Raw genomic sequence first — 15,399 nt, 5'->3', positions numbered from 1 at the left:
TGGTTAAGTGATGACCGATACGATTGCACGACTGTCGAGTCCTCGATTAACCGGAATAATTTGGATCTGAACCGGTTCTTTATTGAGTTTCTCTCCCGTCCAGTAATCGAACCAGTCACAAGGTAACTCAGCGGTTAGGGTGTACTCCGTTACATCATCGTCATAGTGGAACAAACAATGCACTCTGCGATCCTCTGACAGCTTCAACGTTGCGTGATTCATCGACAGTGATGTAAATGTTGACGCATTGGTCGAGTGTCGCTGGCGTGACACCAACCGCGCCAGTGTTTCTTCAGCAAATGGCGTCAGTTCTGGTAATGGATCTCCCGACAACAACAATCCACCACTCGCCAGCAGAACATTACGATGGAATTCGTAACTGGCTCTATCGGTGCCTTGATTAGGTAGTGAAGTAAACGTGGCACAATCTGGATCAATTAACCACAACCTCTGATGTTGCCAACTGCGATAGAACGTCTCCTTAGCAATTTGCTCAAATCGATGTGGATCGCGTTCTACGTCATCAGAAACACGCATTGCATCAACCAACCCAAGTGAAGGCCACATTGGTGCGTTGCAACCCAGAACTAAGGCGTCGCCAGCACCTTCGTTTATTGCTGCCATACCTAGGCGATAAGCTTCAACACCAGTGACACCTTTCTGGTAACGTTGACCTTTTAAGGTTCCCCAGTAGTTGGCATCCAGCTTGAACAGCTCCACACCCCACTCTTCTCTCATGGTTTTAACAACACGAGTTAAGTGCTCTTGAACTTCTGGATGTGACGCATCAAGGATGTACCATGGCGTACAGCGCCAACCGCCATAAGTAATATCCTCCGCCTTAAGCAGTTCACCATTGTCATGCATTAGAAACCATTCAGGGTGATTTTTAAATACTTCCGATTCCGCTTGAGCGATAAATGGTGCCATCCATATGGCCGGTTTTTTTCCTTTTTCACGAATATTGTTGATCAGTGATTTTACGCCACCTTCAAATTTTTCCGACGGTGTTAACCAGTCTCCCATAAAAGATTGGTAACCGTCATCAAGCAGCACCCACTCCAAGTCAAACATCTTATCAGCCATGATTTCGACGTTTTCAAGCACGTTTTGCTTAGTTACATCGGCATAGTATGCGTACCAAGAACACCAACCGATGGGACTGTCACCTGAGACGCCAATTCTAGTGGGATGATGATTTGAAATGAGGTTAGCGTATTCGTTGTAGACCGACTCTAGGCTATCGCCATGCAAGACCGTTAGCGATTCCAATTGGTTGTTTTCCCAATGCTGCGGAGAGCTTTCCTCACCATCAATCAAGGCCACAATGTCTACGCCATGACCGGTATGTTGCAGTTCAAAATAACCGGCGAAGCGATGACATGAGGTAAAACCATATAGGTGAAAGCCAGTAGACTGCTCAACAACCAGATAATTGTAGAAACGGCGCGGCGCATCTTCAGGATATATTCGATAACTACTGTTGTTGTCTGGGCATCGGCCTATATCGATAAAGCCATCAAGTTTTCCTGCGGTTTGGCACAGCATTTGGAAACCATCACCAAGAACGTACGCTCCAGATTCGATCTGATTTTCAAACTGCACTAATGCGGTACGGGACGACAAAGGAGAGAAATGAAGACTAACATTTTCAAAATGCAGCTCTTTGCCTTGTTTGGTTACCGTAATTTCAGGATTGATAGCCAATGCATCAAGCTCTTGAGATACAGGGATATATTCGGTCATTGAACCCTCGACCATAAATTAGGAAGTTGCTTAATAAGTATATTGTTAGGTAAAAAAAAACCCATCCTAATGGATGGGTTTTGTGTACTAGTTAAAACTATGGGAGACCAATTGCAATTAAGCTACTTCGATCGGTCCACCGAACGACGTCACTGGCGGCACTTTGCCTGTGAACTTCTCGAAGTTTACAAGACAAGTATTTGCAGATGTCGCCTGTGCCAGCTCAGAAGAAGGAATATCTTGAGTTAGCGTATTTGGATCACCATAGGTATCGATCGCACCGATTTTTTCGTTTAGAGGACCATACCAAGCACCCTCTTCAATACGAACCACACCAGGTGCATAGCTATCAGTAACCACAGCACCCGCTAGAAGCTGACCACGGTCATTGAATACGCGAACTAAATCACCGTCTTTAATGCCTTTTGCTTTCGCATCTTGAGGGTTGATGTAGATTGGCTCACGCCCCTGTACAGCATAAGTCGCGCGGAATTCTTCAGATTCACACATTTGTGAGTGAAGACGCTTGTCCGGGTGGCACGATTGTAGCCAGTACGGGTGCTTGTCAGAACCAGGACCGCCATGTGAACGCTCAGATTTTTCAAACCACATTGGATGCTCTTGGCAATATTCGTAACCCATGTTGCCGATAGTACGGCTAGTGATTTCGATAAAGCCTGAAGGCGTACCCAGTGCGTTGATCTCTGGATCTTCACGGAAGTCAGCGTGGCGAACCCAAGGTTTACCAGTACCGAAGTCAAGGAAGCCTTTTTCCCAGAACTCTTCAAACTCTGGTAATTCAAACTTGCCTTTGTTCGCTTCTTTACAGTTGTTATAAAGCGACTTAACCCATTCCATTTCAGACATACCACGAGTGTAATCATCTGAACGACCCCAACGACGAGTAAGCTCAGTCATGATCTCGAAGTCTGTCTTCGATTGGAATAGCGGGTCGACCAGCTTATGCATCGCGATTAGGCCACGGCCAGAGTATGCACCATAACCATCAATATCGTTACGTTCCCACTGAGTACAAGCAGGTAATACGATATCAGAGAAACGACACGTTGCCGTCCAAGCAAAATCAACAGCGACAACAGTGTGAAGGTTACGGAACGCTTTCTTCATGCGGTTGCGATCTTGATGGTGATGCCAAGGGTTGTTACCACTAAACACCATCATCTTAAGGTCTGGTAGCGTCACAACAGAACCGTTTGAATTAATCTTCTTACCCGGCTCCACAAGACTGTCTACCCAACGCGCTACAGGAATAACTCGGCTGTAACCGTTGAAGTCTTGGTTGGTGTACTTAGGCTTTTGACCTTGGTCGATATTCAATGGAAATGAACCCGGTGCTGCAAAGCCTGTTGATGGTACGCCAATACCTGAGTAGTGGTGACCGTATGATACACCGCCGCCTGGCAGACCGATTTGACCAATCATTGAGGCAAGTACGGCACCCATCCAGTATGGTTGCTCACCATGTTCTTGGCGTTGTACACACCAACCAAATAGGATTTGAGTGCGCCCTTGAACCAGCATACGTGCAAACTCACGAATCTTGTCCGCAGGAACACCACAGATGTCTGCAGCCCACTCTGGAGTTTTCTCAACCTTGTCTTTGGTCTCACCCTGAACGTACTTGATGAAGTCTTCGAAACCTAGGCAATACGTATCGATGAACTTTTTATCATACAAGTCTTCGTTATAAAGAGTGTGAGCCATACCTAGCATGAACGCCACGTCTGTTTGCGGGTTCACATATAGGTGTTCGTTTTCTAGATAGCGTTGAGTCTTGTTTTTAACTGGGTCAACAGAAATAACATTGATCTCTTTCTTCGCTACTTTTTCTTTAAGCTGTTCTAGGTAAGCAAACGACTCATGTGTTTCACAAGTCCAACCTACCTGCAGGTTTTTCACTGGATCGTTAGCCCAAAGAATAATGTTGTCACTATTCTCAAGGATCAGTTCCCAAGACGTACCCTGTGCGTAAACTTCTGTAGAGCCAAGCACGTAAGGTAGGATTGTCTGACCTGCACCAGTTGAGTAGTCACCCACTTTCTTAACAGAATAGCCGTGTAGGCCCATGGCACGCATCATGTGGTTAGTACAGCTGTGGAACTGACCTGTTTGACGCCAACCTGTTTGACCTGTGTGCAGTGCCCATGGACCGTAATCTTTCTGTACACGTTCTAGTTCACGGTAGAACAGGTCAAGTGCCTCATCCCACGTCACACGTACAAAACGGTTGTTACCACGAGTTTCAGCAGCATATTTGTGCTTCTTCAACCAATCAAGGCGAACCATTGGGTAACGCACACGTGATGGGCTGTAAATAATACCCTTAATGCCGTTAAGCATGTCAGTTGGGTACTTATCAAGTTCTAACGGTTTAATTTCTTGAACTTTTCCGCCCCATACACGGGCGCGAAACGCGCCCCAGTGAGAACCAGATGTCTTCCAAGTACCATCAGTTTCCGCTGCACTTGCAGACGCCGAAGCCAGCAAACTTGGTCCAATCAGTGCTGCTGCACTTGAGCCAGCTGCGCCTTTAAGGAAGCTTCTTCTTGTAATTGCCATTTTATTACTCCAATTGACGTCTATTAGTGGTGACCTTCAGAATAATCTGAAGAGTGCTTCTGTAGATACTTAAGAACAAGCGCTTCTGTATCTGTGTCGAAGTTCACGAATGCGATCATACCGTCTAGCATACCTACCCAACCGTTAGCACTGAAGTGCGCAACATCCGGTTGTGTGTGACATGTAGAACAGTTGGTTTGATACGCTTCACCAGCTGCATCCCAAATTGGATTGAAGTCAGACACCATAGAACCTTGTTTCATCCAAAGATCCACAGCAACTTTCTCCCAAGGAAGACCCGTTAACTCATCTTCTTTCTTCTCGCCGACATGAACGTCACTGCTCTGAGATACTTCACGAGTTAGAATCGCGGTAGAAATGTTCTTACCAAAGTCTTCTTGAATAACGCGACCGAAGCCTTTCGCCTTACGCCAGCCATCAATTTCAACTTTAATCATGTCACCTTTCACATCTAGGATTTCAACTTTACTTGCAGGGCTTAGTAGACCCGCTTCAGTTGTACCCGTTTCGTCTGTATAAAGAGGTAAGTGACGAATGGACACCACTTCACCGCCTTTAGAGTAAGACGTGCTATTTGCAACTTGCTCTAGGTCACCCACAATACCGCTTGCTTTAGCCATATCTTTAGGCAAGTTGTGCGCAATACCTTTGTGACAGTCAACGCAGCTTTGGTCACGTTCAGCCGCTGATTTCATTTGGATACGAGCCGTTGGAGACATTTGCTCAAAGTCCATTGACTCATAGTTGTGACAGTTTTTACATTCTAAAGATTTGTTGGCAGAGAAACGATCCCACTCGTGGCGAGCAAGTTCGAAACGACGCGCTTCGAATTTCTCTGGTGTATCTAGGTCGCCAAATACTTGCGCGAATACTTCTTTAGAAGCCTGCATCTTACGTGCAATTTTGTCCGTCCAGTTATGAGGAACGTGACAGTCTGGACAAGTAGCACGAACACCAGAGTGGTTTTTCCAGTGAACGGTTTCTTGTAGCTCTACGTAAACGTTGTCACGCATTGTGTGACAACTAATACAGAATTCTTCTGTGTTTGTTGCTTCTAGCGCAGTGTTAAAACCACCCCAGAAAATAACACCTGCGATAAAACCACCAGCAGTCAACACACCCAAGCTGATGTGAACTGCTGGGCGACTGATAGTACGCCAAAGTTTGATTAAAAAGGATTTCATGACTAACTCTCTTGAATATCGTAAATGAATAAAGGGCTATGGAATTAGCCGTGTACACCAGGAGGACCAAATACGAAGATTTGAAGCATCCAAACGATAAATCCGTAACCACCTACGATAGCTACACTCAAAAGAGGGAAGAAGACGGCGCAGATGAAGAAAAATGATTTCCACTCCATACCATGCTTTTCAGCACTCTCAACTTTGTTAACATCACTCATACATTTGCCTATTTTGTATCGTGTATAGTTTGCGAATTGCACTAGTTTGCAACTCAATTATTTAATATCTCTATTGGAAAATGCTAAACCATACTAACCGTGTGGTTCAATCAATTCCGACCATTCATACCTTATTAATCAACCGTTTTTTGAGTTCATCCAGAGTTGTATTTAATTAAAAATCGATGTGTAATTTTGTTAACAGTTATGAAAAAATAATATCGTTATAAGTATGTAAAACACATTACAACTTTGCAACTTTAACCCTTTGGAGTAAGCTCGGAAATTCGATTTTTGACGTGATATTTTTAGATTTAAACAACACATTTGTTAATGAAATGTATCTTTTATCGTTTAAAAATAGGTGGTTAAGCATTCAGTTTGCGGTAGAATTTAGCCTCTCAAACACCACTAAATAGGGTCAATATGCAGCAAGTCGTCGATATAAGTTGGTGGCAAATACTCTTGTTTTCACTCACTCTGCTGATCCCGTTTTCTATCAATAGCTACTACAAAATCAACATTGGACGCGATGCCATTGTCGGTTTGGTGAGAATGACGGTACAGCTGGCATTAGTCGGCCTCTACCTTGAATACTTGTTTTATTTAAATAGTTTAGTCATCAATCTTATATGGTTAGCGGTGATGATAGTGGTAGGCTCAAACGCTATCGTTAATAAAGCAAAGCTGCCTAAATATCCATTAATGGGCTTCGTCAGCATTGGTCTAGTAGTCGGTCTATTTCCTATTGTCGGATTACTGTGCATTGCCATCATCCAACCAGAACCATTTTACAGTGCTCAATACGTCATTCCTTTGGCGGGTATGCTGTTAGGAAACAGCCTAAGTGGCAATATCGTCGCGTTACAAAACTTTTTTGGCTCTCTAGAAAACCGATGGAGCGAATATGAAGCCTCTATCGCGTTAGGAGCACCGATTCCTCTAGCGACCCTGCCTTTTATTAAGGTCGCACTCCAGAAGTCCTTAGCTCCTATTTTAGCGACTATGGCGACAACCGGGTTAGTCTCTCTCCCTGGCATGATGACTGGTCAAATTTTAGGCGGTGCTAGTCCGCTGATAGCGATCAAATATCAGCTTGTCATTATGATTGCGATTTTTGTAATGATGACGATCTCAATAACCATTAGTCTTAACTTAGTAGTACGCCGAAGTTTCAACGAAGCCGGCAAGCCGAAAATTCGATTTATTGATCCTCAATAGATCTTCAACTTTCATTGTTACTCACCAAATTTAAACCAAGTTATCCACAGCTTATGTGGATAACCAAGCTATTGAGTTTAGTATAATTATTGGTTATCACTACTACATATGGTGTGCTGATCATACTGGATCAGATTTCTTCATCTTATTGTCATACCTTCTGGTTATTTTGTGTTCTAAACAGTCACTCCTATATAGAAACACACACGGGCAGTGGCTTAACGCAGTTCGTATTATCGAGAGAGGAAGGAACCCATGCCGAATAACATGGATTTTGAAGACGGTATAGATAACGAGGCTAAAAACTGGCTCATTCACGAACCTGAAGAGCTTAAGGACATAATGGCTGACATTCCCTTTTTTATGGAAGGCAGCAGTACCAAAAGAGTGGTTATATCTTAAAGCCATTTAGACCGACACAAAAAAAGCGCCAAAAGGCGCTTTTCTACAATGAGTCCGTTATTTAATCTCTTAGGTAGATCAACCAGTAAAGCATACCGACGAAAACACCACCGCCGATAATGTTGCCCAGTGTTACCGGAATCAAATTGTTGACGACAAACGTAGCAACATTCAAATCTGCAAAGTCGGAAGGATTTGCGCCAATCATTTGCCAAAACTCTGGTGACGCAAAGTTCTTAATACCGATCGCCATTGGTACTTGAAATAAGTTCGCAATACAGTGCTCAAAGCCCGCAGAGACAAACATCGCCACTGGCAAAACCATCACAATGATTTTGTCAGTTAAGGTTCTACCACTGAATGTCATCCAGACAGCTACGCACACCAGTACGTTACACATAATACCAAGTGCAACCGCTTGCCAGAAACCATGATGCAGTTTGTGCTGAGCGATATGCATGGTGTTCAGTCCCACCTGCCCTGCATCAAACATATATTGTTTTGCTGTAAGCATGATTCCAACAAGAAGTAGCGCCCCTAGCATATTGCCAAAATAAACAACGAACCAGTTCTTGAACAATGAACGCCATGTAATCTTGCCACTGGCACGAGCTACTAACGTCAGTACCGAACTGGTAAAAAGTTCTCCACCAGTGATAATGACCAGTACTAAACCTAAACTGAACGCCAGTCCACCAAGAAAGCGAGTGATACCCCAAGGGAGATCACCAGCACCCGTTGTAATGGTTGTATAAAATATAAATGCGATACCTATGTGCAGACCTGCAGTAATCGCCAAAAGAAAAGACTTCATTGGGTCTTTTGTTGCTTTACCTACACCGGCCTCGGCCGCACGTTCTGCCATTTGTGGTGGCAGTAAGGCATCAAACTGATTCATTTCCATTTTGCTCTATACATATTTGGTTACATGTCAACTGGGCGCGGATAATCGCTCCAATCAATAGATAAAGCAAGATCTATTTATCACTTTAATCGCGTTTTTCTTGACAGGTGGAAAATGAATCCGCATTAAGGTTTATGTGACAAGGATCACTCGTCGATTTTCAAAAATAAGTGTTTATATTTCACTATTGAAAATGTTGAACTTGAATATCGGTAATAAAGATAACTGATAAAAAAACGCCGCATGAAGCGGCGTTGGTTTGAAAGATGCGAGACTTTAAAACAAGCCATTAAGATTTGTCTGATTTCTCTTGAAGTGCGGACACCAATTTCTTCAAAGCTTCAATGTCTGCCTGATTCTGCTCGGCTCGGTCTAGTGCTACTTGAGTATCCTCTGAATGTCCTTCGGTATTTTGCTCTTGTAACAGAGCTATTTGCTGTTTCAGTAGTTGATTTTCTTTCTGTAGCGCTTCAGAACGATCCGCCTTCCTCAATTGCTCAACATCATGAGCAATACGTTCAGACTGTGCTGTAAGAGATTGATCTCGATAATCGTTACCCTTTGCCACCGAAGATATCTTGTGCAAACGTGATTCAGCCTCTAGCACCATAGGTTCAAATTGAGATTTCTCGATATTAATCAACTTGTTTACTTCAGCGACAACCGCCTCGAGACGTCTGAACTGAAAGTTGATCTGATCGACTTGATGTTCTATCTCGGAAAAACTTCGTGGTGACTTGGCAACATACTTCGCCAATTCAGCGGTCCCCTGCTCTACATAGCCATAGCTCACTGGTGCCAATGTATTGTATTTTAACCGACTTAGATCTGACAGTCGCTGCTCCAATGGCTTGACGTACATGGCATCAATAACGCGAACTTCAAGTGCCACAGCGTTATTGAGGAATGTCTCTTGATAGCTTTCAGCATGCTCAGTTTCAGATACGACTAGATACTCAAACAAGCGCTGATAATCACGATTTAAATTGTTCATCGCATGTCGGAAATACTTGCCTGCTTCTATTTTATTAAGGTAGGCCATTTGACTCATCGCAGGTGCGAGCAATACATCCGCTTGCTTTTTGAGTCCTTGAATTGCCTTATAATTATACTCCACAGAATTAATGCGATCTCGGAAACCAACCGCATACGTCTCACTAGAAAAGACGGAATGCTTCGCATCGACTTGTGTCGGGTCTTTACGCATTTCTATGAATAGATCATGCGCACTTTTCCAAGATGACATCATATCGCGGTAATTTTCTGGCGCATAAATTCGAAGTGCATCCGCACCTTCCAATTTCTTCGACCATACGGCATAGGTGCCTGAAATCTCGCTAAATACCCTACTTCTTGTTTGACGAACCTCTTCCGGCGTCAAATTAGCATGGGACTCATTAGCCGTTGGGGTACTCGCACACGATGCAAGGCCCAAAACACACATTAATACAACAGCCAAATTGCGTGTAGACATCTACTCTCCTAATAACCTGGTTTCATCATATGAACCAAGAAAAATCGTCCTATCGAATCGACAGGCCATAACCTACGAACTATATTCAAATTACTCACTAAAATACATCACATAGAGCCCTAAGTGATTATATTTCATCCACTTAATAACAAAAATTTACCGTTTTCCTTTAGAAGGCGGCGCAAGCTAACACTTTATTAACTGTGTGATTGTCAACTCATTCAATCCCCACTATGTTGAGTGGAGAATCTCAACCAAGAGGCAAATCTATGAAATTCACTCCAACGCATCTTTCTGAAATGAACCTGTTATTGCAATTTGACTTAAGCAGTGCGGCAACAGGCATCAAGGTCCATCACGATGCAAGTAAAGAGATGCAAGAAGCAGTCCAAAGATTATTTGACAAAGGACTATGTACCCTACCTGACGGTGGCTACCTAACGGATGAGGGAATTGAAGTGGCAGAACACGCAGATAGAGTTCTTCGTGTCTTAACGTCTTAGCGCTAACGTGAAATGTCTCTAGCAGCGGCACCTCATTGCCGCTGCAATATACTCCTACCTTTTAGGCTACAAAAAGTCGACGATAGGGTTGCCATCTGTCATACACCCAGTTAAATCCCGTCGTATAAAAGAAAAAGAACACTAGGAAACCAGCCTCAATAATCAAGGCTGTCAGTAGTGAAACCTGCAAGAACCATGCTATGGCCGGTATGGTCATGACAATCAACCCTGCTTCAAATCCTACTGCATGACCGATACGCAAAAGCAAGGAACGCTTGCTCCTCTCACCAGGAATATATCTATCAAACAATACATTATAGAGATAGTTCCATACTACGGTGAATAAGCTCATACCGACACCTACAACCATTAGTTCCATTGATTTACTACTTGTAGCTATAGATGCAATAGGAATTATGATAGCTAATGCTAACGCCTCAAACAGAACGGCATGAAACATTCTTTCTTTATTATTCATGAAGTTACCTTGTAAATATGAAACATCGTTTACCAATAAAGTAATTATCCGTTATGCTTTAGAAAGACGGAAACGAGATAACATCAGGAAACCTGATATGTTTAGTATCGAACAATTAGAAGCATTTATTACTACGGTTGAAACCGGTTCTTTTTCCGCTGCAGCACGAAAGCTTGGCAAGGTCCAATCTGCTGTTAGTCAGAACATCATGAATCTTGAGATCGATTGTGGTGTTGATGTTTTTGACCGAAGCGGTCGTTATCCAGTTCTTACCGATGCTGGTAATAAACTACTTCCCTATGCTCGCGCAGCAATTACCCAACACCAGCGACTTGCGGATTTAGTCGACACACTAGGACATGATGAGATACAACCTATCGTTTTAGCAGTAGATGAAGGTATTCCACTGGAAAGAATCACTCCAATACTCAAAACACTCTCGGAAGAGTTCCCCTCTCTACAATTGGAATGTTTGCTTGCCTCCAGTGTCGATATTATAGAAATGGTTCAATCAGGCAGAGCAACCTCAGGTTTAGTCTATGGAGAGCACGTTATCCCCTTCTCATTAGACTTTGAACATGTTGGGGATTTCGAGTTCGACATTTTTGTGTCTTCAGAGCACCCGCTCGCTAAAACTATCACTCCCCACCTTGAAATGTTGAGTTTGCACCGACAGCTTGTCGTCAGCTCGAGAAGTTCTCAAAAGAGTAGCTTTCATCAAGTGCTTAGTCCTGATGTTTGGTACTCTGATAGCTACGCTATGATTATAGAATGGTGCCTTGCAGGATTTGGGTGGACCTATGCTCCTTCTTATATGGCAAAAGAAGCGCTTGCTCAAGGTAAGTTAGTGCAGGTTCCGATAGAATTTGAAAAGATATCCGCAATCACCAACATCGATCTAATCCAACACTCAAGTAAGAGTAAAGATGCCGGTCATAAGCGACTGCGAGAATTACTTCGACACCGTTTCGAGGATGTATAACATGACAGAAAAGCAAATACTCGTCGTAGGGGCAGGTTGGCTTGGCCTACCGCTGGCCCATGCTTTGCAAAGCCGAGGCTATAAGGTTATAGCAACAAGAACCAGCGTTGAAGGCGTAGCTGAAATCTCCCAAGCTGGCGTGGATAGCCTCTGCTTGGATCTGAATGCTATCCGTTCAGAAGAAGAGGAGCTGACACTAACAGATCAACTCATCAAGAAGCAGATAAATGTGATTATTGGCTGCTTTCCTCCAGGCTTTAGGCAAGGAGGCGGTGCGCTTTACGCTTCTCAATGGGCGCAGCTTGTTCAAGTGGCAAAACGAATTGGTGTGGAAAAGATCATCATGATTAGCTCTAGCTCTGTTTATCCAGAACGAGCCGAAATCATGACTGAAGATATGGCTAGGCTACCGATAGCAAAAGGCAGAGAAGACTTTAGCGCTAAGTCTATTATTATGCTCACTGCAGAAGAACACGTTAGAAACTCGACTTTAGATTATGTCATCGTGCGTTGCAGTGGTTTGTTTGGTCCAAATCGTCATCCATCTCGATTTGCCTCGAAACTCAAGACTGTGAGTGATCAAGCATCCGCCAATATGCTGCACCTTGACGACGCTGTTGGTGCGATTATTTTTTGTTTAGAACATGTGGATGCGAGCGTGGTAAACGCCACCACACCAGAGACCTGTGACAAAGTGACCTTTTATCGTGCTGCCTTGCGTTCGGTAGGTTTAGATACCTCGTTGAATTTAGTGAACTCAGAGCCAGACAAAACCATCTCTAGTGAAAAACTACAAGGTCTGGGTTATCACTTCAAATACCATCATACGCTTGATGCGCTGTAGATTACTGAATAGTCCACTACTAAAAAAGGAAGCATTATGCTTCCTTTTTTACTTTCATTATGTGGCTTACTTGCCCAACGCTTCTTTATAATGCTGACGGCAAACTGAGACATATTTATCATTACCACCAATCGCTACTTGGTCACCTTCTGCGATAGCTTTACCGTCTTCATCGGTTCGGATTACCATATTAGCTTTACGACCACAGTGGCAAATTGTCTTTAGCTCGACTAATTTATCCGCCCACGCCAGTAGGTGTTTACTGCCTTCAAATAACTCACCCAAGAAGTCTGTTCTCAAACCGTAGCAAAGAACTGGAATATTCAGCTTATCAACCACTTCTGTAAGTTGATAAACTTGTTCCTTTGACAAGAACTGACATTCATCAATGAGGATACAGTGTCGTTTAGTCTCGGCATTCAGCGTTGCGATTTCATCAAACAAATTGGAGTCTGGCTGGAAAAGCTGCGCTTCGGACTGAAGCCCAATACGTGAGCTAACCTTACCAATGCCATAGCGATCATCAAGTGCAGCAGTGAAGATTAGAGGATTCATTCCTCGCTCTTGGTAATTGAAAGAAGACTGAAGAAGAGTTGTCGACTTACCCGCATTCATTGCTGAGTAATAGAAGTACATCTGAGCCAAAGTGATACACCAAATTCAAAACTTAAAAAGAAGCCCTTGCATGCAAGGGCTACGAGAAATTACTTACGACGCCACGTCGTGCCTTCAGGACCATCTTCTAGAACAATGCCCATTTCCGTCAGCTTGTCGCGTGCCATGTCAGCATTCGCCCAATCTTTAGATGCACGAGAGTCGTTACGTAGCTTAATCAAAGCTTCAATTTCAGCCACCTCATCGTTATCGCCTGCATCACCTTTCAAGAAAGCTTCTGGATCCTGATGAAGGATACCGATAACATCAGCCAATTCACGCATTAGCGCACCAAGTTGGCTCGCCTGACCTAAATCCACCGTTTTCAGACGGTTGATTTCACGTGCCATATCAAATAGCACTGAGTACGCTTCAGGTGTGTTGAAATCATCGTTCATGGCTGCGGTAAAGCGAGTCACGTACTCTTCGCCACCCGTTGGTTCTGCATCTAAATCCAAACCACGAAGTGAAGTGTATAGACGCTCAAGTGCTGAACGAGCTTGATTTAAGTTGTCTTCACTGTAGTTCAGTTGACTACGGTAGTGACCTGACATTAAGAAATAGCGAACCGTTTCTGGATCGTAATGATCCAATACATCGCGAATCGTAAAGAAGTTGCCAAGAGACTTAGACATTTTCTCTTTATCAACCATCACCATACCGCTGTGCATCCAAGTGTTCACATATTGAGTGTCGTGTGCGCAGCAAGATTGAGCAATTTCATTCTCATGGTGTGGGAATTGAAGGTCTGAACCACCGCCATGAATGTCAAAATGATTACCTAGAATCGATGAGTTCATTGCCGAGCATTCAATGTGCCAACCTGGGCGTCCAGGTCCCCATGGCGACTCCCACGTAGGTTCACCTGGCTTAGACATCTTCCAAAGTACGAAATCCAGTGGGCTACGCTTCGCACTCTCAACATCTACACGAGCACCTGCTTGAAGCTGGTCAAGATCTTGCTTTGAAAGCTTACCGTATTCATCGAACTTCGATACTTCAAACATAACGTCACCGTTATCGGCAACGTAAGCAAAGCCGCGTTCGATCAGTTTTTCAACCAGCTCAATGATTTCCGCAATGAATTCAGTAGCGCGAGGCTCCACATCTGGACGCTTCATATTTAACGCATCAAAGTCCGCATGCATTTCACCGATAAGGCGTTCAGTCAACGACTCGCACGATTCACCATTTTCGTTAGCACGTTTGATAATTTTATCATCGATATCGGTGATATTACGCACGAATTTCAAATCGTAACCAACGTAACGAAGGTAACGTGAAACCACATCGAAAGATACAAAAGTACGACCATGGCCGATATGACAGAGATCGTAAATAGTGACCCCACAGACATACATGCCGACTTTGCCCGCATGGATAGGTTTGAATTCCTCTTTTTGTCTCGTCAGTGTGTTGTATATTTTTAACATGATCTCTATCTGGATTATTACGTTTAAAAAGTAACGGCGATTATAACCATAATCCTTGTCATAATGGAGTCATTAAGCGAATAAATCTTGCATTTTGCGTGAAGAATGAGCTAACTCCAATCGAGTCAGCATAAAAACGAGCTCAATAATGCCAGATAACCGGATTTCGACGTTTGCTTGTGACAGCAGTTAGGCTAGAATCGTTGTCTCTAACATAAAAAACACAGAATAGGTATTCATCATGATCACCCTTCATACTAATTTCGGCGACGTTAAGATTCAGCTAAATGAAGAAAAAGCACCAGAAACGAGTGCTAACTTTGCTCAGTACTGCCGCGATGGTTTTTACGACAACACACTATTTCACCGTGTTATCGATGGTTTCATGATTCAAGGTGGCGGCATGACGTCTGGCCTTAAAGAAAAGGCAACTCGCGCGCCAATTAAAAACGAAGCTAACAATGGCCTGAGCAACAAAGTAGGCACTTTAGCAATGGCTCGTACAATGGAACCACATTCTGCTAGTTCTCAATTCTTCATCAACGTAAACGACAACACTTTCTTAGACTTCCGCTCAGAAAGCCTAGATGGTTGGGGTTACTGTGTATTTGGTGAAGTTGTTGAAGGCATGGACATCGTCAACAAGATCAAAGGCGTGAGCACAGGTTCTATGGGTATGCACCAAGACGTACCACTAGAAGAAGTCATCATCACTGGTACTACGATTCACGAATAATCGTTCGAGGGAGGGC

The 15,399-nt window shown here is 43.6% G+C and carries 15 protein-coding genes; 6 read left to right on the top strand and 9 right to left on the bottom strand.

Annotated features, from left to right (window positions below; translation table 11 throughout):
* Positions 1-3: 3 nt before the first annotated feature.
* The 4 genes from L2W36_RS04790 to torE form a co-directional block, all read right to left on the bottom strand.
* Complete coding sequence (locus tag L2W36_RS04790; RefSeq protein ID WP_236109455.1) at positions 4-1,746, bottom strand: glycoside hydrolase family 36 protein; 1,743 nt, start codon at positions 1,744-1,746, stop codon at positions 4-6.
* Positions 1,747-1,863: 117 nt separating this feature from the next.
* Positions 1,864-4,326, bottom strand: coding sequence for a trimethylamine-N-oxide reductase TorA (gene torA / locus L2W36_RS04785; protein WP_006075128.1), 2,463 nt, complete (start codon positions 4,324-4,326; stop codon positions 1,864-1,866).
* 23 nt (positions 4,327-4,349) lie between these two features.
* Complete coding sequence (torC, locus tag L2W36_RS04780; RefSeq protein WP_006075127.1) at positions 4,350-5,531, bottom strand: pentaheme c-type cytochrome TorC; 1,182 nt, start codon at positions 5,529-5,531, stop codon at positions 4,350-4,352.
* A gap of 44 nt (positions 5,532-5,575) precedes the next feature.
* Positions 5,576-5,752, bottom strand: coding sequence for a trimethylamine N-oxide reductase system protein TorE (gene torE, locus L2W36_RS04775; protein WP_006075126.1), 177 nt, complete (start codon positions 5,750-5,752; stop codon positions 5,576-5,578).
* A 426-nt stretch (positions 5,753-6,178) separates the two neighbouring features.
* Here torE and L2W36_RS04770 point away from each other — a divergent pair, with 426 nt between their 5' ends.
* Positions 6,179-6,973, top strand: a complete 795-nt coding sequence (locus L2W36_RS04770) for an ABC transporter permease (RefSeq protein WP_124939945.1) — start codon at positions 6,179-6,181, stop codon at positions 6,971-6,973.
* A gap of 255 nt (positions 6,974-7,228) precedes the next feature.
* A complete protein-coding gene (locus tag L2W36_RS04765; RefSeq protein ID WP_006075124.1) occupies positions 7,229-7,375 on the top strand; it encodes a hypothetical protein in 147 nt (48 codons plus the stop codon).
* Between the two features lie 61 nt (positions 7,376-7,436).
* Here the strand turns inward: L2W36_RS04765 and focA are convergent, their stop codons facing one another.
* Both focA and L2W36_RS04755 read right to left on the bottom strand, forming a co-directional pair.
* Complete coding sequence (gene focA / locus L2W36_RS04760) at positions 7,437-8,279, bottom strand: formate transporter FocA (protein WP_031496119.1); 843 nt, start codon at positions 8,277-8,279, stop codon at positions 7,437-7,439.
* 289 nt (positions 8,280-8,568) lie between these two features.
* A complete protein-coding gene (locus tag L2W36_RS04755) occupies positions 8,569-9,753 on the bottom strand; it encodes a hypothetical protein (RefSeq protein ID WP_236109454.1) in 1,185 nt (394 codons plus the stop codon).
* 269 nt (positions 9,754-10,022) lie between these two features.
* On the opposite strand from L2W36_RS04755, the gene L2W36_RS04750 reads away from it, so the two are divergent.
* Positions 10,023-10,256, top strand: a complete 234-nt coding sequence (locus tag L2W36_RS04750; RefSeq protein WP_006075120.1) for a TIGR02647 family protein — start codon at positions 10,023-10,025, stop codon at positions 10,254-10,256.
* Between the two features lie 61 nt (positions 10,257-10,317).
* Here the strand turns inward: L2W36_RS04750 and L2W36_RS04745 are convergent, their stop codons facing one another.
* Positions 10,318-10,734, bottom strand: a complete 417-nt coding sequence (locus L2W36_RS04745; RefSeq protein ID WP_006075119.1) for a PACE efflux transporter — start codon at positions 10,732-10,734, stop codon at positions 10,318-10,320.
* 97 nt (positions 10,735-10,831) lie between these two features.
* Here L2W36_RS04745 and L2W36_RS04740 point away from each other — a divergent pair, with 97 nt between their 5' ends.
* Together L2W36_RS04740 and L2W36_RS04735 are read left to right on the top strand one after the other, a co-directional pair.
* Positions 10,832-11,716, top strand: a complete 885-nt coding sequence (locus tag L2W36_RS04740) for a LysR family transcriptional regulator (RefSeq protein WP_124939949.1) — start codon at positions 10,832-10,834, stop codon at positions 11,714-11,716.
* 1 nt (position 11,717) lies between these two features.
* Entirely contained in the window at positions 11,718-12,560 is an 843-nt protein-coding gene (locus tag L2W36_RS04735; RefSeq protein WP_124939950.1) for an NAD-dependent epimerase/dehydratase family protein, read from the top strand.
* A 66-nt stretch (positions 12,561-12,626) separates the two neighbouring features.
* On the opposite strand, the gene L2W36_RS04730 is transcribed toward L2W36_RS04735, so the two are convergent.
* Together L2W36_RS04730 and cysS are read right to left on the bottom strand one after the other, a co-directional pair.
* Positions 12,627-13,205, bottom strand: coding sequence for a thymidine kinase (locus L2W36_RS04730; protein WP_006075116.1), 579 nt, complete (start codon positions 13,203-13,205; stop codon positions 12,627-12,629).
* 59 nt (positions 13,206-13,264) lie between these two features.
* The gene (cysS, locus tag L2W36_RS04725; RefSeq protein WP_038225968.1) at positions 13,265-14,647 is read right to left on the bottom strand and encodes a cysteine--tRNA ligase; all 1,383 of its coding nucleotides are present in this window, start codon (positions 14,645-14,647) and stop codon (positions 13,265-13,267) included.
* A gap of 241 nt (positions 14,648-14,888) precedes the next feature.
* Here cysS and L2W36_RS04720 point away from each other — a divergent pair, with 241 nt between their 5' ends.
* The gene (locus L2W36_RS04720) at positions 14,889-15,383 is read left to right on the top strand and encodes a peptidylprolyl isomerase (RefSeq protein ID WP_006074416.1); all 495 of its coding nucleotides are present in this window, start codon (positions 14,889-14,891) and stop codon (positions 15,381-15,383) included.
* The last annotated feature ends 16 nt before the right edge of the window (positions 15,384-15,399 follow it).

Origin of the sequence: Vibrio sp. McD22-P3 (assembly GCF_021568915.1) — a bacterium.
In the GTDB taxonomy this organism is placed as follows: domain Bacteria; phylum Pseudomonadota; class Gammaproteobacteria; order Enterobacterales; family Vibrionaceae; genus Vibrio; species Vibrio mediterranei.
Note: the sequence above shows the minus strand (reverse complement) of the source record. Positions and strands in the feature narration are given on the sequence as shown.